This window comes from Melioribacter sulfuriphilus (assembly GCF_052656625.1).
The window spans coordinates 41458-63450 of the sequence record NZ_JBQXXK010000002.1; the positions used below are offsets into that span (position 1 = coordinate 41458).

Genomic DNA, 21993 nt, shown 5'->3' on the forward strand with positions numbered 1-21993 from the left:
CACCTTTATGTTTTCGATCACTACTTTAAGATAATCGACATTTTTTTCATAACAAACTAAAAAAAATAAAATAAGTTTTTCTATTTTCAGAACCATAAAATAAAATAGATTGAAAAATGAGTAAGAGCGGATTAAAATACGCATTGAGTGCTGTATTTTTATGGTCTACGGTTGCAACTGCATTCAAGTTAACCCTTACAGGAATGAATTATGCTCAACTTTTATTTTACTCTTCGTTAACAAGTACATTGATTTTTGCATTTTTCATAATCCAGAGAAAAAAGTGCGTTGGCGAAATTCTGCTTTCGAAAAATCACATCAAAAACAATATACTGCTTGGCCTGCTCAATCCTTTTCTTTATTACCTCGTTTTGTTCAAGGCATATTCACTATTGCCCGCGCAGGAAGCTCAGCCTCTCAACTATACATGGCCAATTATAATTTCAATCTTTGCAGCAATTTTTCTGAAGAACAAAATTAATTTTAGAATTATTGCCGGATTAATTTTAGCTTTTCTGGGAGTGATCATAATTGCCACACGCGGATATATTTTTTCACTTCATTTTCATAACATACTTGGTGTGAGCCTCGCATTGGGCAGTTCATTGTTATGGGGTCTCTTCTGGACTTTTAATTTGCTCGATAGTCGTAAGGAAGACGAGAAATTATTCGGATCGTTTTTCTTCGGTACAATTTATACATTCATCTACATTTTAATATTCGATTCGTTTTCGATCATATCTTACAAGTATTTAATAGGAGCGATTTATGTTGGATTTTTCGAGATGGGTATAACCTTTGTTTTATGGCTTAGAGCTCTACGTCTTAGTGAAAATAAAGCTCGCACGGCAACTCTGGCATACCTTTCACCCTTCATCTCTCTTTTGTTTATCTGGTTAATATTGGGTGAAAAGATGATGCTTTCGTCTATTGCAGGATTAGTATTGATTGTAAGCGGGATAATAATACAGCGTCTTAACGATTCTCTCCCAAATTGAATTCTTTAAGAGAAAAAGTCTTTCCAATTTCGTCGAGTGCCACTTTGATTGGATATTTTGAGGCAGATTCTCGTAGCCATGCAATAGGCTCGTCGACCGGTTCGTTTCCCTGTCTGAATGTTTTAGTGTGTATCGGCACAAAATATTTTGCATTCATTCGAGCAGCCATTTGCAAAGCTTCCTCAGGATTGCAATGACTTCTACGCCAGGGGTTATAAGCTCCGATCGGCATTATTGCAACATCGACATTTTCATCCTTAAGTATATCGAATTCATCTGTCATCGCAGTATCGCCACCGAAAACTATTTTTTTATTTTGATATTCAATTAGATATGCATTATAGCTTCTTCCATCTTTGAAGAAACCACGTGAGCGGTCTTTCTCCCACGGGAAACGCCATCCAAAATGCTTTACCTTCAGGGCTCTGAAATTAATTCCGTCAATTTTAAGTTCGTCGCCCCAATCCATAATATTGAGAGACTTCCAGGGAAGGTCTTCGATAACATCGCCTGTTAAATAAGAGGTAATAACGTCTATTTTCGATGGATATTTTTGGGCAAAATATTTAAGCGTAGGATAATCCATGTGGTCCATATGTGCATGCGAAAGGAGGATAATATCCGGTTGTGGTATTTCATTTCGATTGAGTGCGGGCGGAGAAATTCTCGAAGGTCCAAAACTCGTTCCGAAAAGATACACACCAATTCGATCGAACAGAACCGGGTCTGTTAATATCCATTTCCCCATAATGTTGATTAAAACAGTCGAATGCCCGATCCAGGAAAGTGTTATGCTGTCGTTATCCCAGTTGGCCGGTTCAGGTCTGTATTTTAATTCAATACGTGGTTCGGCTTTGGTATTACTGCTACCGAATAAAAATGAAAAAACCGAACCGACTGTCAACAACGAAAGTTTATTTAAAAAATTTCTTCTGTTTACTGGCATAACACTCTTATCGAATTACGCGTATCCTGAAACAACAACACAAAATAAAAAATTCACTAAATCATGTAATAATCTGATTCGACAACTCGTTTGTATCGTCCGTTTTAATCGGAAAATTTTCGGAAAGAATTTTGCCCACGAGTTCGATTCCCTTTAGAATGCCGTCTGAATATTTTCCATTCATAAATTCGGACTGCATAATATCCCTTATTTCGTCCCAAGTAGATTGATTTACTTTTGAATTAATGCCTTCGTCAGCAAGAATATAGAACATTCTTCTGGGTAAAAGAAGATAGATTAAAATCCCGGTTCTGTCCCTCGTATTTTGCATATTAAGCTTTTTGAATTCTTCCTCTGCCAATAGTCGGATTTTTTTACGGGAAGCAAAAAAAGGGAGTTCTCCTTTAATAGCCAATCGAATTTCGCCAGAAGTAGATTTTTCTGCTTTTTCGATTGCCCTTGAAAAACGGAGAAAGTCGTCGTCTGTGAAATAATGATATATTAATTTTCTTTTCATATCTACTCGAAGTTTATGACAAAGATAAATGTTACGTTCATTAAAATAAACCCCGTAATTCCGAAAATTATTATATTTGCATCTGATTTTTTTCACAAAACGAGGTAATTATGCACAAGGTAGTTTTATTACGACATGGTGAAAGCGAGTGGAACAAATTAAATCTGTTCACCGGCTGGACTGATGTCGATTTATCAGAAAAAGGAATTGAAGAAGCACACCAGGCAGGCAAAATAATGAAAGAAGAAGGTTATACGTTCGATATCGCATTTACTTCTGTTCTAAAAAGAGCGATCAAAACTCTTTACATTGCACTGGAAGAAATGGATTTAATGTGGATTCCAGTAATAAAGTCTTGGCGTCTTAATGAACGTCATTATGGAGCGCTACAGGGTTTAAATAAAGCTGAGACTGCGGCCAAATACGGCGAAGAACAGGTAAAATTGTGGCGCAGAAGTTACGATGTACCTCCTCCAGCATTAGACGAAAACGATCCGCGGTATCCTGGTAAAGATCCACGTTACAAAGACCTCGACAAAAAAGACATCCCTTTGACCGAAAGTCTGAAATTGACAGTTGAACGTTTTCTGCCTTACTGGCATGAAACGATCGCTCCAACCATAAAAAGTGGTAAAAAAGTTATAATCGCAGCGCACGGAAACAGCTTACGCGCATTAGTTAAATATCTCGATAATATTTCCGAACAAGAAATTGTTAATCTAAATATACCGACTGGAGTTCCTCTTGTTTATGAACTCGACGATAATTTGAAACCAATTAAACATTATTATCTCGGCGACCAGGAAGCAATCAAAGCAGCAATCGATGCTGTTGCAAAACAAACCGAAAAGAAGTAATAAGGTTGCATTCTTATAAGATAAATTTTATAATTGTCTGAAAAATTCGGGTCTTTTTTAAGACCCGAATTTTTATATGAAAATTAAGGAGAAGATCGGCTTTCCAGTTGCTACGATAAAACCACAAAGGAGAATAATATGAAAAAAGTATTAATCGTTACGATCTTACTCCTGATTACTTCATCCCGCCTTATATCTCAAACAGTAATTGGAAAATACGGTGGAGAATTTCTCGCAATTGGAGTCGGCGGCAGAGCTTCAGGGATGGGTGGAGCTCAAACGAGCCTCGTAAACGATGTTACCTCCGGTTACTGGAATCCAGCAGCTCTGGCACATATCGACTATCCTCAAGTAGCATTGATGCACGAAGAACATTTTGGAAGCCTCGTAAACTATAATTATGCGGCTGTTGCCATCCCTTACGATAAAGACATGAGTTTAGGACTCAGTGTTATAAGACTAAGTATCGACGGCATTCCCGACACAAGAAACGCATTATACGATTCAAACGGAGATGGAGTTATTGATATCCATACAGACCGTCTCGACTACTCGAAGATAACCGAATTCAACAACACTGACTGGGCATTTTTTCTTACGTTTGCTAAGCGACAATTAGATAATTTTTATTGGGGAGCCAGTATTAAAATTATCCGTAGAGACATTGCAGAATACAGCGCAACGGGAATCGGTTTCGATATCGGTGCATTTTATCAGCCGTTTAATTCCTTGCTTCTGGGACTCAACTTTCAGGATATTACCACTACACTCGTTGCCTGGGACACCGGAAGGAACGAATTAATTACTCCAACATTAAAGTTGGGCGCTGCATATTTAATCAATTTCTGGGAAGGTGTTCTTTCACCTGCCATTGATATCGACACCCGATTCGAAAATAGAAAATTCGCTTCCAATCTTAATCTCGGTCCTGTAAGTTTTGATTTCCATACAGGAATCGAATACAAGTACAAAAATATTGCTGCACTACGCGTTGGATATTCAGACGTAAAACAATTGACAATCGGCGCAGGTATTAAATTACCTAAAATGGTGATCGATTATTCCTACTCCCGAGTTAGCGGCAATCAAGACGAAACTCTTCCTGCATCACATAGAATTTCGCTGCTTCTTACGCTTGAAGATGTTCAATTCAAGCGTAAAGAATAGTCCCGTTTATTTTAGCATTTTGTTAATCTTCGGCACTTTTTCGAATGCTTAGATTAATCACAATAATTTTATTTTTGTTTCTCGCCGGATGTGCCACTCATAACGTATCGGTAAAGTCAATTGAAATTGCACATGATAATTATTCGTTTCTACTGCCCGATGGCTGGCAGATATTGGACACAGCATTTGAGCAAAATAAATTTGTATTAATTGCAGATAAAAATAGGGAAGCATTCATCGAGATAAACAAGATTAATGTAAATGCCGATCTGCGGCTTGACGAAATTGCCGAGCTAAACAGATATTTTTTAAAACTAAAATTCGGGAAAAATTTTCATGGTTTTTCGGAAATCAAAATAGTGGAAGAAAAAACTTACACTTCCGCTCGTTATAGATTTATAACGCCCCGGGGTATTGAAGCAATGGTAATTATCAAAAAAGTGAATTCGGCTTATTATGAAATTACTGGTTATACACTTGCAAAAGATGGAATTGAATCATTCAGCGAGGCTCAAGAAATTATTGCCCGATCACTTAATTAGACTCTTCATTTTGATTTTCATAACTACGAAGAGTAAAAATAAATTTGCTGCCTTTGTCGAGTTCACTTTCAACCCAAATTTCCCCTTCGAGTTTTTCGATAAAATCTTTGCATAGTAAAAGACCTAATCCGCTTCCTTTTTCGCCCGATGTACCTGTTTTACTGATTCTTGTATTGCGGACGAAAAGTTTATCCATTGTTTCTTTATCCATACCGACGCCGTTATCTGCCACAGTAATTTTCACCATTTTATCTTCTTTAACCGCGTCAACAAAAATTTTCCCTCCTTTCTCGGAAAATTTGATCCCGTTGGATATCAGATTTCTAAAAATTGTGTTGAGAATATTTTCATCGGCCAACACTTCAATCCCGGGCTCAATTGAAGTTTCGAGTGAAATCTCTTTGCTTTTAGCTACTTCTTCGAGCAGGAAAAAGTTTGTTTTGACTACTTCGTAGAGGTCAATATTTACTATCTGCATTTCGAGTTTGCCCATCTGAGCCTGCGACCACATCAGCAGGTTTTCCAGCAATTGATAGTTGCTCTTAGCTGCTCTCTCTATACTTTCGATAAATTGTTTCCTTTCGCTGTCATCTATTTCGTCGTAGTGACTGATTAAAAAATTTGTGTAAACGAAAATGGTATTGAAGGGTGATTTAAGATCGTGCGCAAGAATTCTGAAAAAGGTATCCTTCATATTATTCAATTCGGCTAATTCATCGGCGACTACTTTTTTTGCTCTGTATCTATTGTAAATTACAACTGCGGTTAGCAAAATGAGCAGAGTAATAATTATAAGCAATTTGCGTTGTTTATCGGCAAATTCGATATCTTTAATTAATAATTCGTTTTCTTTCTTTTGTTTTTCGTTTTCATAAATCGATTCAAGAGCTTTAACAACTGCAAGACTTTTTCGATTGATAAGAGAATCCTTAACATTTGTCAGTTTTTTGTGATATTTCAGTGCAGTCTCAAAATCTCCTTTCATTTCGGAAAGTTTTGTTGCATTCTCATAACATTCAAGACTTACGTATGCAATATTATATTTTTCAACCAGTTTTATCGCCTCGTTCATTGCTTCATCTGCTCTGGTTTCATCTCCCAGTTTGTAATAGATAAGCGACATATTGCTCAGGTTGTTAGCAATTCCCTCGATGGAATTTACGTTGCGCAATAATACCAGCGCTTTCTCCCTCAAATCTAATGCACTTTTATATTGTCCTTTTTCAAAATAAATATCGCCAATACCTCCCCAAACGGAAGCCAGTCCTGTTTTATTACCAGTTGATTTATAGATTCGTTCTATCTTTCGGTAGTATCCAAGCGCTTCATTAAGTCTGTTTTGCTCTTTATAAATTTCTGCTATTAAATTCATCGCAAGTGCTTTGCCCTCTTCGTCTTTAATTTCTTCCCTTAACTCAATTGTTTTATTCAGATATTCAAGAGCTTTTTCATAATTCTTTTGATTTTTGTAGACCAACCCGATATTGATGTTGCAGAATGCCATTCCCCTTTTATCATCCAATTGTTCGAATATTTTCAAACCCTTTAGAACATATTCGAGAGCAAGCGGATTATTCCCCTGGATTCTGTAAATCCCACCAATATTATTATACGAATAGCCAATTTGAACAGAATCTTTTACCTGTTCGGCGAGAATTAATGCTTTTTTATAATAGTCGATTGCCCTGGCATAATTTCCTTTATTTCTATAGACTACTCCAAGTAGATTCAGTGCACGAGCATGCAGAGACTTGTTATTTATTTTTTCTGCAATTTGAATTGCCTCCTCGCCAGCTTCAATTGCCAGCTGCGGATTGCTTGTCCTCTCCTTCCAGCAAATATCCGTTAAGACCATAACTCTTAAAGAATCAGGTAAAGTGGATATACTTCTGCGAAGGCTATCAAGATTCGGCTGTGCCCACCCAATCGTGGTGTGAATTAGTAAAATTAACAATATCATAATCGCATATGCACCCTCTATAAAAGAACTTTCCCTCTTTTTTGGAACTTCGAAATATAAGAAGATTTTCTCTCTATTAAAATCTTTGGTTAATAAAATCAATGTGACTTTAAAGCTGTGCTTTCAAAGTAATCCTGTATAACTTTAATACTTTCTCTGGCAGCGCTACTAATATAAACGGAAGTCTCTCCGATCGATTTTCTGTTTGTCGAGTCCATTTCCATCAATCTTAAACCCACCTGTGTCTGATAACTGTTCAACGCAATTACAATCTGGCTCATATCGCCCATCAATTTGTGAATTCTTTCAATCGGTTTGAACAAGAAGAGAGCAGTTAAATCAGCCAGACCCAATCCGCCTGAAATCAGAGATTGAATTTCGTCAACGTTTTCCTTCAGCGGCACACTCAACAAAAGGACTCCAAGGATAAACATGATAATAGAGAGAATTACTATTACCCAGTAAGTTGCGCTTAATTTGAATCTGAGGTTATGGATTTCCATCTTTCCATCGAGCATTGTACTTTGTAAATGCTTTACGATAAATTCGTTTGCCTTTTTTCGCTGTTCAGCATCTAACAGCAATACTTCGTTTTCCTGTTCGTTCATACTTACCTCTCTTTTATACAAACAATTTTGCAAGCGAAGGAATTTTTTTAGAGAGCTCCACCGCCGCTTTACCAAGTTCTTCTATATTCTTTTTAAGTTCTGCCTGGCTTAAATTAATCCTGGAAGCTTCTCGAACTACAGCTATTAACTGTTCATAAATCTGCATGTCGGTAGTATCGGGTAGAATTTGCTTTATTTCGCTCTTGGACAATCCCAGTAATTCTTCGAGTTCTTCTTTATATTTTCCTTCGAAGGCTTCTCTGCTTTCGCGTATTTTTATTCTCACCCTTTTGCGAAAATCATCCAATTTTTTGCTCATTTATCCCTCACTTTAAATCAATCAATTCTTCGAACTCTTTTATTATGTTTTCTATGTTCTCTTCTTTGGATACAATTTTCTTCTTCAAATCTTTAATTCTTTCGGAGAGATCAGAAATTTTTTTACCTGCATCTGTACCCAGATCGCTCAATCCAGCTGTCGCAATTAATTCATTCTGTAAATCCTTTACTTTTACAATTGATTGGAGGTAACTGGTAACAACAGAATTGGCATAGATTATTTTTTGATACGCACTGTCGAGCTGGCTCAAAATGCTGTCTCTCTGAGCTCTTATCGGTTTTAATTTGGAACGTCGGTAGCTTTCCACTTCTCTGTAAATTTCTTCAATCATAACTTTTGTATGTTCATAATTAATCGTTGTTTCGCCTGTAATTGAATCATTTTCTAAAATTTCCGAGCCGAATTGATTTATCAAATTATTTACCGTGTACGGCAAATAAACTTCGTCAATAAATTCGTTTATTTCGTCTTCAATACGGCTGTAATAAAGTTTGACGGTTTCAAGATGCGCAAACCGCATGGCACTCAGATCTCTACCAATCGTTGAATTGAGTTCAACTGTTTCTTTAGGAACCGAGCTGCACGCAAGCAATAATATTACCATCAGTACTACAGAAGACGGTTTAATGATTTTAACCGCTTGCATCTCTACTCTCTATTTTTTGAACGAAGGAATAATGGAGGAAATTGCCCTAAAATATAACGCTTGACTTTAACTTAAAAACATAAGAAAAATTAATCAAGAAAAATTTACGCGTTTTTGAAAACTCTTAAATTTAACAGTAATTTTATTTTATAGTTTGTCCTAAAACCAATAACTTTGTTTTTTGAATAACGTAATTTAAGGAGAGCCATGTCATACAGAATAATCAAGAAAGAGGAATTCGACAAAGTAAGAACTCGTGAAGGCAGTTGGGAAATTAGAATGCAACTTTATGCAGAGATGTGCCGCTACAATACTCTTGTAGCAGTTAAAAAAGCAGGCTCGGGACATCTTGGTTCGTCTTTCAGTGCTATGGATATTGTTACGTATCTTTATTTAAATGAATTAAACGTAGAGAAAGTGGGTCTGGAGAACGATGGAAGAGACATCTATTTTTCTTCAAAGGGGCACGATGTACCAGGACTTTATTCATTTTTATATTCTATTGGAATAATATCGGAAGAAAAGTTATTAATGTTACGCCGTCTAAATGGACTCGACGGTCATCCTGAAGTACGTATTCCAGGAATCGAAGCAAGTACAGGCTCACTCGGTATGGGGATTTCTAAAGGTAAAGGGATGGCATGGGCAAAAAGATATAAGAAATGCGGTGGGAATGTTTATGTATTAACAGGCGACGGTGAATTTCAGGAAGGACAGGTTTGGGAAGCGCTCCAGGCAGCTGCGCATCAACGTATCGACAATCTAATTGCCATTATGGACCACAATAAATATCAAACCGATATGCTTGTATCGGAAGTCAACAATATCGAAGATATAACTGAAAAAGTTAAATCTTTCGGATGGCACGTGGTGCAAATAAACGGCCACAATTTTAATGAATTAAAAAAGACATTCGAAGATTTAAAAGGGATAACTGGCAAACCCAAGATGGTAATTGCAGATACGATTAAAGGTAAAGGCGTATCGTTTATGGAAAAACCTGTTACAGAAACGATATCGGGTAAAACGTATTATAAATGGCACAGTGGCGCTCCGGATAACGATAGCTATATAAAAGGATTAAAAGAATTAAGTGATTCGATCAGGAAATTAGCTGCATCTTTGAACATCGTCATTGAAATTCCGGAAAATATTCCCGAAGAAAAAGTTTCCTTCAAATCTACAAAAGAATTTGTTACAGATGCTTTCGGGGATGCACTGGTAGAGCTGGCAAAAGAGAATCCTAACATTATTGTACTCGACGGCGATTTAGCGGCGGACTGTAAACTCAGAAAATTCGAATATACTTTTCCTGATAGATTCATCGAAAACGGAATTGCCGAGCAAGATATGGTTTCGACTGCTGGCGGACTGGCCAGAATGGGTTTAATTCCAGTTGTAAATACATTTGCAAGTTTTCTGGCGGCAAGAGCAAATGAACAAATTTATAATAACGCTGGTGAGAAAACAAAAATTATTTATGTCTGCCACTTTGCCGGTCTGATTCCGGCTGGACCTGGCAAATCGCATCAAAGCGTACGCGACATAGCACTCCTCGGCAATCTCCCGAATATTACAATCATTCAGCCATGCAATTCACTCGAAACCCGTAAAGCCGTTGAATATTGCATTAACGAAGCAAAAGAAAATTGCGTGCTTCGACTTATAATTGGTCCCTCGCCGAGAAATATTGAGCTTCCTGACAATTATCAATTCAGAATTGGAATTGGAACAGAGCTGACCGAAGGAGAAAATGCTATAATTTTTGCTTACGGTCCTGTAATGCTACACGAAGCATTGACGGCTTACGAAATATTAAAAAAATCAGGATTCGGTCTTAAAGTTGTTAATATGCCGTGGCTCAATAAAATTGACCTCGACTGGATTGCAGAGATTACAAACAAATTCAAAAAAATCTATGTTCTCGAAGATCATTCCACAACTGGCGGACTGGGCGATAGAATACTCGATGCACTGGCTGCTGTACATCATTTTAAAGGGAAGGTGTTCGAAAAAATTGGATTGAACGACTATCCCGAATGCGGTACTCCTGAAGAGGTATTAAAATATCACGGGCTGGACGGTATGTCGCTTGCAGAAAGAATTTCGGGTTACGGAAATCTCGTCAACAATTCAGGCAAAAATTTCTATAGCGCCGACGCTCCGCAGTGATTTGAATTTCTTACATAACTTGAATAAGTTTAAACCGAACTAAATTCTTTCCATAAATTTCCGTCGTTACTATGCCATTGAGAAATCTTTTTCTGGATTTCAATTCATTTTTTGCCTCGTGCGAGCAGCAGCAATATCCACATCTGAGAGGTAAGCCGGTAGCGGTTGTCCCTGTTAAAGCAGAGACAACATGTTGCATTGCTGCAAGCTACGAAGCAAAAAAATATGGAATCAAAACCGGAACACCTGTTTATGAAGCAAAAAAAGTATGTCCCGACTTGCAAATTGTACCGGCTCGTCATAGGATTTACATAGAATACCACAATCGGCTAATCGAGGCTATCGAATCGTGTATCCCTATCGATAAAGTATATTCGATAGATGAAGTTTCGTGTACACTTGTTGGAAAGCAGCGGGAACCGGAAAATGCAATAGCTCTGGCAAAAAAAATCAAAGAGACCATATATAAAAATGTCGGTAAATTTCTCAAATGTTCTATTGGATTGGCGCCGAATCAATATCTTGCCAAAACTGCAACCGACATGCAAAAACCGGACGGCTTGGTTGTAATTCAAGAGAAAGACCTGCCGGATATTTTATTCTCTCTCAAATTAAACGACCTTGTAGGTATCGGCCGAAGGATGGAGCCTCGTCTCAGAAAATTTGGTATCGATTCGGTCGAAAAGTTATGCAAAGCCAGCAAATCAACTTTAAGAAAAGTATGGGGCGGAATCGAGGGAGAAAGAATCTACATGCAACTCAGAGGTGAAGTTGTCGAACGCCCTCCGACACATCGTACTACAGTGGGACATTCACATGTAATGTCGCCCGAATTCAGAAATAAAAACGGTGCTTATGCCGTACTACATCGTCTGCTCCAAAAAGCCGCTATACGTCTACGCTATATGCAGTATGTGGCAGGGACAATGTCGATTAAAGTGAAGTTTCTTAACGGTAAAAAATGGCGAAATGAAATTTCGTTTCCTCATACGCAAAATACAATGTCATTCATCGAAGCATTCGAAAAAATGTGGGACTTTTACCCGAACACCAGCGAAAAACCACTTGCCGTTGCAGTCACTCTTTACAACTTACTGCCCGAAAATCAATTCACCCTTTCATTTTTTGAGAATTACGAAAAGACCAGGTCTTTACACAACGCTCTCGACTTTCTGAATAAAAAATACGGTTATGGAGCCGCATACTTTGCTGGTTCGCATAATGCACTCAATTCTGCACCAATGAGAATTGCATTTACTCAAATTCCAGATGTAGAACTGGAAGACGACGATATCGAATCGAATCAATAAACAATTGCCGAAAGATATCCCACAACTTCGTTTGAATCACCTGTTATGTCGCCTGAATCAGTACGAGCCAGAACCTTCGCATTTTTTCGATTGAGCAGGTCGGCACTTTTCATTAAACTGACTATAGCACCTCCACCACAGGCTTCACATCGGTTCTCTTCAAGGTCATTTTGAAGACCATTGTAATCGAAATTATTAATATGATTGACAACTATCGAATCGAGTTGTTCGGCAACATTCTTGGAATAATAATGAGATAAATCTGAACTCGAAACAACGAGAGTATGTTCATCAGCTACTTTACTTAATTTTTCCGCAAGCTCATCTACAAACAATCGCCTCTGGTCGCCCATTACTATCGGCAGCAATTTGAAATCTTTGAGAACCACTTGAAGGAAAGGTAATTGAACTTCGAGAGCATGTTCACTTCGATGACCATTAATCCCTTTAAAAATAATTTTACTTCCTTCGGTAATTCTTTCCCTCATTTCCTGATCGATTTCAATTTCACCAAGTGGAGTAAGATATGCATCGCCGTCAAAGATAGAGATGCCAGGGAAATATTCACGGTGACTCGGAGAAATGACAACAACAGTTTTGTAATTTTTGTCTTTCAGTAGTTTATATGCCTTTGCCGCCGTTTGACCTGAATAAACATAACCTGCATGTGGTGCTATAATGCCGAATAGATTATCGGGCGTTTCTATTGTGCCGGCTTTTTCGAGCATTTCATTGATCTCGTCTGTAAGTTTCTTTGGTGAAGAAGGATAAAACATCCCGGCCACAGCGGGTTGTCTTACTTTTTTCATTTTTCCTCCAGCTCTGCTTCGCTAAACACATTAGCAGTAAAAGCATAGAGATTAAGCTGCTTTACTTTCCAGTAATCGGAAGGAAGTCCGGCCTTTTGACAAAGAGCATCGAGATATTGTTCTTTACTCAAATTATACTCGACAGGCACTTGCGGAAGTAACAAGCCTCGCCTTCCTTTCTCTTCTACAATTAAACCGTGTTTACCAATGACAATCTCGTCATAATTTTCAATCGGAAAAGGTTCTGACAAAACAGAGATTTCAATATTAATCAACGGCAATTCGGAACGCCGCACGGGTTCAAATCGTGGGTCGTCCTGAGCAGCATGAATTGCGGCTTCGCAGACAGTTTCGTAAAGTGGCTTGGTGGAAGTAATGTATCCAATACAGCCGCGCAATACACCATTCTCGGTCAATGTTACAAAAGCACCGGCCTCTTTTTTCAAGGACGGATATTTTTCATAATCGCAAGACGGCAATTTTTCTCCGCTATAAATCGTTTCGATTGACTTCCTTGCCGCATGCAATAAGACTCTTTTTTCCTCTTTGCTCAGTTCCATTTACATCTCCAGCTTGTAAATATTTAAACCGTCTTTTTCTTTCAATAAAATCAGGTAATCCTTGTAAATAAAGAAAGAGTCCGTAAAAAGTGAACTTGCTTTATTGTTTAACACTTCTTCAAAAATCAGATTAGAGTTATCCACATTTATTATTCTGAAATAGTTTGTATACAAATTTTCGCCTTCCTGTAGATGGTAGTTAAACATTAATAAATTATTATATGTAGCATATTCGATATTGCCATAAACTTCTAAGTTCGCAAGATTTTCTAAGATCAACGGTTTTATTTCGGAATAATCAAAATCGAGTTTTGGAAAAGAATAATCTTCATACTTGTTTTGTTGGTCAGCTTCCATACGTAACGCATTAATTTTCCTGTAGTCATTGCCCATATCTTCCAGCATTTTACCGGTTTTATAGTCGACAGTGTAAAAGTATCTTTCGTCAAATCCCTGTTTGAAACAATAGAGTTTTTCGTCGTGAGCAAAAAGGAATGAGTATTCATCGTTGTCCCATAGCATTTCAGAAGAGCTGATATCGAATGCCGTTATCCCTTTGTGATTTGGAAGATCTGGTTTGGGATATTTATGAAAATAGAGGATATCTTTATAAACCGTTTCGATGCCGACGTAATATTTTTCGTCCAGCTGAAAATTTTCAAAAATCGTGTTACCAGTCTTCAAATCATACGAGTGAAAAGAGACTTCTTTTGTATCTTTATCTCTCGATTCGATAACAAGGTAGTCGCTTTCGGAAATAAGTATTCTCCACACCTGCCAATTAGATTTGACTGTAAAATGTTTTTTGATATTCATAATTGTTCCATATTAAATAATTGGTTCGAATCGTGCAGTAAAATGCCTCAGTATTGGTGCCTCATAAATAATTTTATAGCCTTTTAGTTTATGGCGTTTATTAAAAGTTTCAACAACAACTTCAGCAACATAATCGATATGACTTTGAGTATAGACGCGTCTGGGAATTGCGAGCCGCACCAGTTCCATCATAGCTGGAATAAGTTTACCTGTTTTCCTGTCGTATTTGCCAAACATTACGGATCCTATTTCCACACTTCTAATGCCGCCTTCGAGGTAGAGTTCGCACACAATCGATTGTCCGGGGTATTGTTCTGGTGGTATATCGGGCAGAAATCTTTTAGCATCGATATAAATTGCGTGTCCACCTGGCGGTTCAATAATTGGCACACCTGCAGCCATTAATTTTTCTCCAAGATATTCCGTGCTACGAATGCGGTATCTAAGATAATTTTCGTCCAGAACTTCCTCAAGACCCTGGGCAATTGCTTCGAGGTCTCTGCCGGCAAGTCCACCGTACGTCGGGAATCCTTCGGTTACAATAAGGAGATTTCTGCATTGCATTGCCAGATTTTCGTCATTCATCGAAAGCCATCCGCCGATATTAACCAGGGCATCCTTCTTAGCACTCATTGTTGTGCCATCAGCATAAGAGAAGATTTCTTTAACGATTTCCCGAACAGATTTTTCTGAATACCCTTCTTCTCTTTTTTTAATGAAGTAAGCATTCTCTGCAAACCTGCAGGCATCAAAAAAGAGTGGAATGCCGTATCGGTCGCAAACTTTTCTGACTTGTTTAATATTTTCGAGCGATACTGGTTGCCCTCCACCGGAATTATTTGTAATGGTTATCATTACAAGCGGGATGTTTTCCTTCCCTTTTTCTTCAATAAAAGCAGCTAATTTTTCCACATCGAGATTGCCTTTAAAAGGAGCTGCCACTTCGGGTTTTTTCCCTTCCGGGCATAACAAATCGACTGCTTCGGCACCTGTAAATTCGATATTGGCACGCGTTGTATCGAAAAAAGTATTGCTGATGAAATATTTCCCTTGGCCGCCCAAAATTGAGAATAATATTTTTTCAGCAGCTCTTCCCTGATGTGTCGGAATTACGTATTTGTTGCCTGTAATTTCTTTTACAGCCGATTCAAAACGGAAAAAACTTCTGGCACCGGCATACGATTCGTCGCCTTTCATTATACCACTCCATTGCTCCGAACTCATAGCTGCAGTGCCGCTGTCGGTCAAAAGATCAATTATAACATCTTCTGCTTTAATTAAGAATGGATTGTAGCCCGCATTCTTCAATATTTCCTCTCGTTCCTCTCTCAAAGTAAATTTTATCGGTTCGACTGTCTTGATTTTGAATGGTTCGATTATTGTTTTCATAACATAAAAATCCTTCTGAATTTTTGATTCTACTGTTTATCACTAAATTACAAAGATTCCTGATTTAAAAGACCAAACGAATTAAAAAATATTCCTTGCTAATACTGCGATAAACTCTTATTTTTTTCGACAAATAATTCAAGGCCTAAAATTCCAGTTCTAAAATCCCTTTTGGAAAATAAGTAACTTTAATTAATCGATAAATTCACAACCAGAAGGAGCATTAAATGGATGAAAAACAAGACAATCAAATTCCCAAAATGAGTTCTGTACAAGAAGAAGAGGAAATGGAATTCAGTCACACAGACAAACTTGTAGGTGTATTTTCGGAACCGGCAGCTACATTCGAAAAATTAAAAAAAATCGGACCCAAGACAAGCGATTGGCTAATTCCAATTTTCATCGTTATCGTGGCAGCCATTTTTTCGAATGTAATTATGATGAGCAATCCGGCAATAAAACTTTCGATAGTCGAAAAACAGATGGCACAGATCGAAAAAAATTTTGACGAAGCAGTTCAAAGTGGCCAAATGACCGAAGTACAAAAAGAGGAACAATTGGAACAGATACGTGAAAGGATGGAAAAAGGTGGCTCGATGGCAATTGTATTTACTGCCATAAGCATTCTATTTATTACGTTTATTACATTTTTCATAGTCGCCGGAGTTTATTTCCTTGTGTGCAAATTACTTCTTAAAGGTGATGGTACCTTCAAGGATACAATGTCAGCATACGGACTTCCGTATTATATAATAGTGATTCAAATTATTGTGATGGTAATTATTGCACTGGTAACAAACAAATATATTACCTCCACAAGTGTTGCAGCAATTATGAATATTGATAAATCAAAATTTCTTTATTTCCTTTTATCGAGAGTGGACATCTTTTCGATCTGGTTTTATTCAGTAGTCAGCATAGCGCTGGCAAAGATGTTCAATTCGGAAAAGACCGGCAAATATTTTGCAACGATATTCGGTTTGTGGATCGGTGTAGGTTTTATATTCTGGTGGCTGGCAGCTAATATCCCATTCCTCGCATTCCTGCAGCAATAATTTTCATCGAGGCTGTATTAACAAGTACAGCCTCACTTTTTTACAATATACTCTGTGGATCGATATCTATAGATAAAATAACATTTTTATGGTGGGATAAGCGGTTAAATTCTGTAAGCGAATCGAATAAAGCAGTTCTAATTTTCTTGCCAGCCGGATCCTGACTTCTAAAACTTCTGACCAATATCTGATACCGGTAAAAACCCTTTATCTTAAAAATAATCGCTTCGTTCGGCGGAGAAATCTCGATAATATTTTTGTATCTCATCAGATATTTATGAAAGTCGTTTGCCGCCGCATGCGCTTTCTTTTCGTTTTCATCCTTAATCTCAACAAGGGCTATTCTTGTAAACGGAGGATATTCGCCTTTGCGCCGAAGTTTAAGTTCTTCATTATAAAATCCGAAATAATCATTTTCGATTACCTTCTGGAAAATAAAATTTTTCGAATTTTGTGTTTGAATTATAACTTCGCCTTTTTTATCGCTTCTACCGGCTCTGCCTGAAACCTGTGTCAAAAGTTGAAATGTCCTTTCGTCCGCACGAAAATCGGGTATCCATAAAGACGTTTCAGCCGATACAACTCCAACAAGTGTAACATTTGAAAAGTCGAGTCCCTTAGAAACCATTTGGGTTCCCACCAGAATATCGATTCTGCCATTGCGGAAATCATTCAAAATTTCGGAGAGGGCTCCTTTTTTCGAAATCGAATCGGAGTCGACCCTTTCGATTTTTGCATTCGGAAAATAAAAAGCCAGCTCGTCTTCAACACGCTGTGTGCCGGTACCAAAAAATTTCAACGCCACTGAACCACAAACCGGGCAAGATTTAGGCACGGGCATTGAATTGCCACAATAATGACACTGCAAAATATTCTTGCTAATATGGTGTACCATCGAAACCGAACAATCGGTACATGTAATAACATTTCCGCAATCGTCGCAATAAACCTGAGTGGCAAATCCCCTTCGGTTTTGAAGGATTATTACATTTTCCTTCTTTTCAAGTCGCCTTCCAATCTCATCCAGCAATATTTCTGAAAATATTCCTTCCAGTTTTTTCTTTTTCCTTTCAATAGTTACGTCTACTAACTTAATATCGGGCAATTTTGCATTGTCAATTCTTTCGGGTAGTTCAATTAATCGATATTTGCCGGTTTGAGCATTGTACATACTTTCGACTGAAGGGGTAGCCGAGCCGAGCACTACCGGAGAATCGATAAATTTACCATACATAACCGCAGCGTCCCGTGCATTATATTTAGGAATCATGTCTGATTGTTTGTAACTCTGGTCGTGTTCTTCGTCGACTACAATTAAACCGATATTTTTTAATGGAACAAAGAGAGCCGACCGTGGGCCGATAATTATATTATATTTCCCCGATAGAATTCCCCGCCATGTGTCATATCTTTCGCCAAGCGACATTCTGCTGTGAAAAACAGCAATTTTGTCTTTGAATTTATTGTAGAAACGTGTGGTTATTTGTGGCGTCAAGGAGATTTCCGGTACAAGAATAATTACATTTTTACCGCTTTTCACCACATCCTCCGCCGCTTCAATATAAACCTGAGTTTTGCCGCTGCCAGTAACTCCGTGAAGTAAAAAGACTTCGAATTTACCCTTAGAATTCTTAATCGTCTCTACTGCCTTCTGCTGATCAGCGCTCAATACTATTTGTTTCATCTCTTCGGCATAATTTTCTTTAAATGTTCTCTCAACTTCCTTTTCATAGATTTCTACAATTCCTTTGGAGGCAAGACTATTCAATGCTGATGAAGAAGAGCCTGTTTTTTTGAGAATTTCTGCAGCAGGTTTATCTTTTAGAGAAGAAAGAAGTTCGAGAAGAATTACCATTTGCTTTGGCGCTGTTCTTTCGATTTCTGGCATTAAATCGTAGATAGTATCTCTCGGTAGAGCAAGTTTTACATACCTCACTTTCTTTACTCTAACTTTTGCGTCCTCAATTTCATTTAAGATTGTAATTGCTCCTCTGTTTTCGAGTTCTCTCAAAACCGAATAGACGTTTTTATTCTTTATGATTTTTTGAAGATAAGAAATATTAATCAATTCCTTTTCTGAGAGAACTGCAAGAATTTTTGCGCGAAGAGAGTTCTTATTTTTTTCTTCGGATAGTAGAGAGCTGCAAATTTCCACGTCGGACACTATCTTTCGTTTCGATTCCACATCAGTGCCATAAGGCACAATTGTTTTTAAAGCTTCGCCGAGCGAGCAAAGATAGTAATCCGACATCCAGGCATAAAATTCGAGCATCCGGGAATCGAAAATTGGCTGACTGTCGAGTATATCTTTAACGACTTTTATCTTCGAGCTGTCGGTTATTCCCGCAGAATTTTCATCGAGTGAATCGTTCAATCCAATTACAAAACCGGTTAGTACTCGTCTGCCAAAAGGCACAACGACCCTCACCCCGACTTCTATATCTTTTTTCAAATTTGCAGGGACTGAATAAGTAAAACTATTTCTAAAAGGCAAAGGAAAAACTATTTGTACGTACATAGAACCAAAGTTTATTATGATAATACAAAATAAAAAAAAGACGGATTAAAAAGGATAAACCACTGCAGATAAAAAGCCACTTGTTGAATGTCGGCATCGGATAAAAATCATTTTCTCAATATTTATGTACGATCTGATAATTTTTATCAATAGTAATAAAATCAGGCAATAAAATGAATTGCAGGATTAAAAAACTAATGGCAAGATTTTTGATAATACTTAGTGTTTATTTTTCAATAAAGGAGAAATTATCATGGTAATTACAGACGAATGCATCAGTTGTGCAGCCTGTATTGATGAATGTGAAAACAATGCGATTTACAATGCAGGCGAAGAATATACAGTAAACGGAGAGACTAAAGCTCCCCTTTCCGAAGATCATACATTTATTGCTCCGGAATTGTGCAACAATTGTAAATCATGCGTTGAAGTTTGCGCAGTAGACGCTATTGTTGAAGGTTAATAGATATCAAATACTACCTCCTAAACAAAAAACCCGATTTTTCAATCGGGTTTTTTATTTATAAACGTGTAATTATGTGGATTAGTTAGCTGTTTCGAGATAAGGTTGGATTTTTGACATCAAATGGTATTTAGGGACGGCACCTATAACAGCATCGACCATTTTTCCATTTTTGAAAATTCCGAGTGTTGGAATACTCATAATTCCGTATTGAGAAGCCACACCATAATTTTCGTCGGTATTTACTTTAACAACCTTCAACTTACCGTTCAACTCATTTGCTATTTCCTCCACTACTGGCGCAACCATTCTGCAAGGTCCACACCACGGCGCCCAGAAATCAACCAGCACGGGCAAATCCGATTGCAATACTTCTGTATGAAAATTGAAGTCTGTGCCTTCAACAATATTTTTCATAGATATAACTCCATTTTTTATTTAGTTCGAAAAATTAGATGTTTGAATCACTCGAAGGATTCAGAATTTCGATAATTTTTTGGTGAAGTAATGGATTAGATGCTACAATGCTATTCCCTTTCATCGGGTCATTTCCATAGAAGTCGGATATTTTTCCGCCGGCACCCTTTATTACAGGAATTAACGCCGCAAGATCCCATTTACTCATCATCGGATCAATCATAATATCCGCATAGCCCTGGGCCAGCAGAGAATAACCGTAACAATCACCCCACGTACGGTATAGCTTAACCATCCTGGTTAATTTTTCAAATCCTGCTGCGTTCCTATATTTAGCAACATTATTGTGGTCGGTGGTCAATAAAATTGCTTCGGATATCGTATCGTTCAATTTCATTTTTATAGTTTTACCGTTGCATTCAGCGCTGAGATTATCACCAATAATTAATTCGTTCAGGATTGGATGATTGATAGCACCCAAAATTGGTTCCCCATTTTTCAATAGAGCTATCAATGTACCGAAAAGCGGAACTCCGCAAATAAAACTTTTAGTGCCGTCAATTGGATCTAATATCCATATATATTCAGCATTAGAATTAAATTCACCGAATTCTTCACCAAGGATGCCATGATCAGGAAATTCTTTCATAATAAGTTGTCGCATTTTTTCTTCACACTTTTTGTCTGCAATTGTTACGGGCGTTTCATCTTCTTTAGACTCAATTTTAATATCCGTTTTGTAATACTGTTTGATAATAGTAGCGGTTTCGTCGGCTAAAAGTTTCACAAATTTTTTTAGAAAAGAAAATCCTTCCATTTTATATCCTGTTTTTTTGTATCAAGAAAGTTATAAACTTGTTATTTTACGAGTTAAAATTTAATGAATTTATGCCCATCTACAAATACAACGATAAATCATTACATAAAGCGGCGGAACTGATTAAAAATGGTGAACTGGTCGCTTTCCCTACAGAAACAGTTTATGGACTTGGAGCCGATGGACTAAATCCAATAGCTGTTGCGAAAATTTTCGAAAAGAAAAACAGACCGTCATTTAATCCTCTCATACTCCATATAGCAGATAAAACCTCGTTAAAAAATTACGTTTACTATGACGAACCGATTATCGACAAATTAATTGATAAATTCTGGCCTGGACCACTAACGCTTGTTCTGCCTAAAAAAAAATCGGTGCCTGATATAGTCACTTCAGGAAACGATACAGTTGCAATCAGAATGCCTAATAATGAAATAGCGCTGAAACTGATACGACTGAGCCAGCGCCCAATAGCAGCTCCAAGTGCCAACAGGTTCGGGCATTTAAGTCCCACCGACGCCGAACACGTTAAAAAATCACTCGGAGATGACCTGTTCATACTCGACGGAGGGAAATGTGCCATCGGTCTTGAATCAACTATTATTGGTTACAAAAACGGAGCATTCTTACTTCTCAGACCCGGTGGAATACCAGTAGATGATATTGAAGAAATTACAGGACATCTTACCATCAACGATAAGAACGATTCGGCACCGGAATCGCCAGGTCAATTGCCTTTTCATTACTCACCCGAAATACCGCTTTTCATAATAAACAAATCTCTTTTATCCGATAAAGTTTTTCTTGATTCGCTTAAAAATAAAAAAGTCGGTTTGCTTCTGTTTAAAGACGATGAAATTGCAACTAAATTAATGTTATCAAATTACTCTAAAAAAATATTGAGTGCCTCTGGCAATATGGCAGAAGCTGCAGCAAATTTTTTTAAATTTCTCCATGACTTCGAAATAGAAAGAGTTGATCTTATACTGGCAGAGGCAGTCGAACCCGAAGGACTGGGACTGGCAATTATGGATAGACTAAAACGAGCAGCTAAACGTTATAAATCATAGATTTATTTTTACAACT

Annotated in this window: 22 protein-coding genes; 9 read left to right on the forward strand and 13 right to left on the reverse strand. The window is 37.6% G+C overall.

Translation table 11 applies throughout. The features are described 5' to 3' along the window. Window positions 1-116 precede the first annotated feature (116 nt). Window positions 117-998, forward strand: coding sequence for a DMT family transporter (locus ACUN8G_RS02180; RefSeq protein WP_437345476.1), 882 nt, complete (start codon window positions 117-119; stop codon window positions 996-998). Here the strand turns inward: ACUN8G_RS02180 and ACUN8G_RS02185 are convergent. Together ACUN8G_RS02185 and ACUN8G_RS02190 are read right to left on the reverse strand one after the other, a co-directional pair. Beyond that, entirely contained in the window at window positions 976-1944 is a 969-nt protein-coding gene (locus ACUN8G_RS02185) for an MBL fold metallo-hydrolase (protein WP_437345477.1), read from the reverse strand. The two genes, ACUN8G_RS02180 and ACUN8G_RS02185, sit on opposite strands and share 23 nt — an antisense overlap. A gap of 61 nt (window positions 1945-2005) precedes the next feature. Further along, window positions 2006-2461: a TPM domain-containing protein gene (locus ACUN8G_RS02190; RefSeq protein ID WP_437345478.1), complete on the reverse strand. Its 456-nt coding sequence runs from the start codon at window positions 2459-2461 to the stop codon at window positions 2006-2008. A 110-nt stretch (window positions 2462-2571) separates the two neighbouring features. On the opposite strand from ACUN8G_RS02190, the gene gpmA reads away from it, so the two are divergent. The 3 genes from gpmA to ACUN8G_RS02205 all read left to right on the forward strand — a co-directional run bounded on the left by gpmA (window position 2572) and on the right by ACUN8G_RS02205 (window position 5027). Further along, entirely contained in the window at window positions 2572-3318 is a 747-nt protein-coding gene (gpmA, locus tag ACUN8G_RS02195; RefSeq protein ID WP_437345479.1) for a 2,3-diphosphoglycerate-dependent phosphoglycerate mutase, read from the forward strand. 138 nt (window positions 3319-3456) lie between these two features. Next, on the forward strand, window positions 3457-4485 hold the full coding sequence (locus ACUN8G_RS02200) for a PorV/PorQ family protein (RefSeq protein ID WP_437345480.1): 1029 nt from the start codon (window positions 3457-3459) through the stop codon (window positions 4483-4485). 44 nt (window positions 4486-4529) lie between these two features. Further along, entirely contained in the window at window positions 4530-5027 is a 498-nt protein-coding gene (locus ACUN8G_RS02205) for a hypothetical protein (protein ID WP_437345481.1), read from the forward strand. Here ACUN8G_RS02205 and ACUN8G_RS02210 read toward each other — a convergent pair. The 4 genes from ACUN8G_RS02210 to ACUN8G_RS02225 form a co-directional block, all read right to left on the reverse strand. Further along, window positions 5020-6987: a tetratricopeptide repeat protein gene (locus tag ACUN8G_RS02210; RefSeq protein WP_437345482.1), complete on the reverse strand. Its 1968-nt coding sequence runs from the start codon at window positions 6985-6987 to the stop codon at window positions 5020-5022. The two genes, ACUN8G_RS02205 and ACUN8G_RS02210, sit on opposite strands and share 8 nt — an antisense overlap. Window positions 6988-7085: 98 nt before the next feature. Further along, complete coding sequence (locus tag ACUN8G_RS02215; protein WP_437345483.1) at window positions 7086-7595, reverse strand: hypothetical protein; 510 nt, start codon at window positions 7593-7595, stop codon at window positions 7086-7088. Between the two features lie 13 nt (window positions 7596-7608). Then, on the reverse strand, window positions 7609-7914 hold the full coding sequence (locus ACUN8G_RS02220; protein ID WP_437345484.1) for a hypothetical protein: 306 nt from the start codon (window positions 7912-7914) through the stop codon (window positions 7609-7611). A gap of 7 nt (window positions 7915-7921) precedes the next feature. Beyond that, window positions 7922-8581 (reverse strand): hypothetical protein, encoded by a 660-nt coding sequence (locus ACUN8G_RS02225; protein WP_437345485.1) that lies wholly within the window; start codon window positions 8579-8581, stop codon window positions 7922-7924. 207 nt (window positions 8582-8788) lie between these two features. Here ACUN8G_RS02225 and ACUN8G_RS02230 point away from each other — a divergent pair, with 207 nt between their 5' ends. Next, on the forward strand, window positions 8789-10753 hold the full coding sequence (locus ACUN8G_RS02230; protein WP_437345486.1) for a thiamine pyrophosphate-binding protein: 1965 nt from the start codon (window positions 8789-8791) through the stop codon (window positions 10751-10753). Window positions 10754-10824: 71 nt separating this feature from the next. Further along, complete coding sequence (locus tag ACUN8G_RS02235) at window positions 10825-12063, forward strand: DNA polymerase Y family protein (RefSeq protein WP_437345487.1); 1239 nt, start codon at window positions 10825-10827, stop codon at window positions 12061-12063. Here the strand turns inward: ACUN8G_RS02235 and amrB are convergent. From amrB to ACUN8G_RS02255, 4 genes are read right to left on the reverse strand one after another with little or no spacing between them, the layout of a single operon-like run. Then, a complete protein-coding gene (gene amrB, locus ACUN8G_RS02240) occupies window positions 12057-12872 on the reverse strand; it encodes an AmmeMemoRadiSam system protein B (protein ID WP_437345488.1) in 816 nt (271 codons plus the stop codon). The two genes, ACUN8G_RS02235 and amrB, sit on opposite strands and share 7 nt — an antisense overlap. Next, window positions 12869-13432 carry an AmmeMemoRadiSam system protein A gene (gene amrA, locus ACUN8G_RS02245; protein WP_437345489.1) on the reverse strand — a complete coding sequence of 188 codons (564 nt, stop codon included), beginning with the start codon at window positions 13430-13432 and terminating at the stop codon, window positions 12869-12871. The genes amrB and amrA overlap by 4 nt, the downstream gene beginning before the upstream one ends. Then, entirely contained in the window at window positions 13433-14248 is an 816-nt protein-coding gene (locus ACUN8G_RS02250; RefSeq protein WP_437345490.1) for a DUF4905 domain-containing protein, read from the reverse strand. A gap of 12 nt (window positions 14249-14260) precedes the next feature. Further along, window positions 14261-15637, reverse strand: a complete 1377-nt coding sequence (locus tag ACUN8G_RS02255; RefSeq protein ID WP_437345491.1) for a tryptophanase — start codon at window positions 15635-15637, stop codon at window positions 14261-14263. Window positions 15638-15864: 227 nt separating this feature from the next. Between ACUN8G_RS02255 and ACUN8G_RS02260 the strand changes: the two genes are divergently transcribed. Beyond that, window positions 15865-16692 (forward strand): Yip1 family protein, encoded by an 828-nt coding sequence (locus ACUN8G_RS02260; RefSeq protein ID WP_437345492.1) that lies wholly within the window; start codon window positions 15865-15867, stop codon window positions 16690-16692. A 40-nt stretch (window positions 16693-16732) separates the two neighbouring features. Here the strand turns inward: ACUN8G_RS02260 and priA are convergent, their stop codons facing one another. Continuing rightward, entirely contained in the window at window positions 16733-19210 is a 2478-nt protein-coding gene (gene priA / locus ACUN8G_RS02265) for a primosomal protein N' (RefSeq protein WP_437345493.1), read from the reverse strand. 253 nt (window positions 19211-19463) lie between these two features. Between priA and ACUN8G_RS02270 the strand changes: the two genes are divergently transcribed. Continuing rightward, window positions 19464-19673: a 4Fe-4S binding protein gene (locus ACUN8G_RS02270; RefSeq protein WP_437345494.1), complete on the forward strand. Its 210-nt coding sequence runs from the start codon at window positions 19464-19466 to the stop codon at window positions 19671-19673. An 81-nt stretch (window positions 19674-19754) separates the two neighbouring features. On the opposite strand, the gene trxA is transcribed toward ACUN8G_RS02270, so the two are convergent. Together trxA and hisN are read right to left on the reverse strand one after the other, a co-directional pair. After that, window positions 19755-20090: a thioredoxin gene (trxA, locus tag ACUN8G_RS02275; RefSeq protein WP_437345495.1), complete on the reverse strand. Its 336-nt coding sequence runs from the start codon at window positions 20088-20090 to the stop codon at window positions 19755-19757. A gap of 34 nt (window positions 20091-20124) precedes the next feature. Continuing rightward, window positions 20125-20907, reverse strand: coding sequence for a histidinol-phosphatase (hisN, locus tag ACUN8G_RS02280; protein WP_437345496.1), 783 nt, complete (start codon window positions 20905-20907; stop codon window positions 20125-20127). Window positions 20908-20978: 71 nt separating this feature from the next. On the opposite strand from hisN, the gene ACUN8G_RS02285 reads away from it, so the two are divergent. Then, a complete protein-coding gene (locus tag ACUN8G_RS02285; RefSeq protein ID WP_437345497.1) occupies window positions 20979-21977 on the forward strand; it encodes an L-threonylcarbamoyladenylate synthase in 999 nt (332 codons plus the stop codon). Window positions 21978-21993: the final 16 nt, after the last annotated feature.

Bases quoted from the DNA above. Each gene is read 5' to 3' on its own strand.
- ACUN8G_RS02270 (WP_437345494.1), top strand. From the start codon at position 19,464: ATGGTAATTACAGACGAATGCATCAGTTGTGCAGCCTGTATTGATGAA.
- ACUN8G_RS02205 (WP_437345481.1), top strand. From the start codon at position 4,530: ATGCTTAGATTAATCACAATAATTTTATTTTTGTTTCTCGCCGGATGT.
- ACUN8G_RS02235 (WP_437345487.1), top strand. From the start codon at position 10,825: ATGCCATTGAGAAATCTTTTTCTGGATTTCAATTCATTTTTTGCCTCG.
- priA (WP_437345493.1), bottom strand. From the start codon at position 19,210: ATGTACGTACAAATAGTTTTTCCTTTGCCTTTTAGAAATAGTTTTACT.
- ACUN8G_RS02230 (WP_437345486.1), top strand. From the start codon at position 8,789: ATGTCATACAGAATAATCAAGAAAGAGGAATTCGACAAAGTAAGAACT.
- trxA (WP_437345495.1), bottom strand. From the start codon at position 20,090: ATGAAAAATATTGTTGAAGGCACAGACTTCAATTTTCATACAGAAGTA.
- amrB (WP_437345488.1), bottom strand. From the start codon at position 12,872: ATGAAAAAAGTAAGACAACCCGCTGTGGCCGGGATGTTTTATCCTTCT.
- ACUN8G_RS02215 (WP_437345483.1), bottom strand. From the start codon at position 7,595: ATGAACGAACAGGAAAACGAAGTATTGCTGTTAGATGCTGAACAGCGA.
- amrA (WP_437345489.1), bottom strand. From the start codon at position 13,432: ATGGAACTGAGCAAAGAGGAAAAAAGAGTCTTATTGCATGCGGCAAGG.
- ACUN8G_RS02285 (WP_437345497.1), top strand. From the start codon at position 20,979: ATGCCCATCTACAAATACAACGATAAATCATTACATAAAGCGGCGGAA.
- ACUN8G_RS02260 (WP_437345492.1), top strand. From the start codon at position 15,865: ATGGATGAAAAACAAGACAATCAAATTCCCAAAATGAGTTCTGTACAA.
- ACUN8G_RS02200 (WP_437345480.1), top strand. From the start codon at position 3,457: ATGAAAAAAGTATTAATCGTTACGATCTTACTCCTGATTACTTCATCC.
- ACUN8G_RS02220 (WP_437345484.1), bottom strand. From the start codon at position 7,914: ATGAGCAAAAAATTGGATGATTTTCGCAAAAGGGTGAGAATAAAAATA.
- ACUN8G_RS02180 (WP_437345476.1), top strand. From the start codon at position 117: ATGAGTAAGAGCGGATTAAAATACGCATTGAGTGCTGTATTTTTATGG.
- gpmA (WP_437345479.1), top strand. From the start codon at position 2,572: ATGCACAAGGTAGTTTTATTACGACATGGTGAAAGCGAGTGGAACAAA.
- ACUN8G_RS02190 (WP_437345478.1), bottom strand. From the start codon at position 2,461: ATGAAAAGAAAATTAATATATCATTATTTCACAGACGACGACTTTCTC.
- ACUN8G_RS02185 (WP_437345477.1), bottom strand. From the start codon at position 1,944: ATGCCAGTAAACAGAAGAAATTTTTTAAATAAACTTTCGTTGTTGACA.
- ACUN8G_RS02210 (WP_437345482.1), bottom strand. From the start codon at position 6,987: ATGATATTGTTAATTTTACTAATTCACACCACGATTGGGTGGGCACAG.
- hisN (WP_437345496.1), bottom strand. From the start codon at position 20,907: ATGGAAGGATTTTCTTTTCTAAAAAAATTTGTGAAACTTTTAGCCGAC.
- ACUN8G_RS02255 (WP_437345491.1), bottom strand. From the start codon at position 15,637: ATGAAAACAATAATCGAACCATTCAAAATCAAGACAGTCGAACCGATA.
- ACUN8G_RS02250 (WP_437345490.1), bottom strand. From the start codon at position 14,248: ATGAATATCAAAAAACATTTTACAGTCAAATCTAATTGGCAGGTGTGG.
- ACUN8G_RS02225 (WP_437345485.1), bottom strand. From the start codon at position 8,581: ATGCAAGCGGTTAAAATCATTAAACCGTCTTCTGTAGTACTGATGGTA.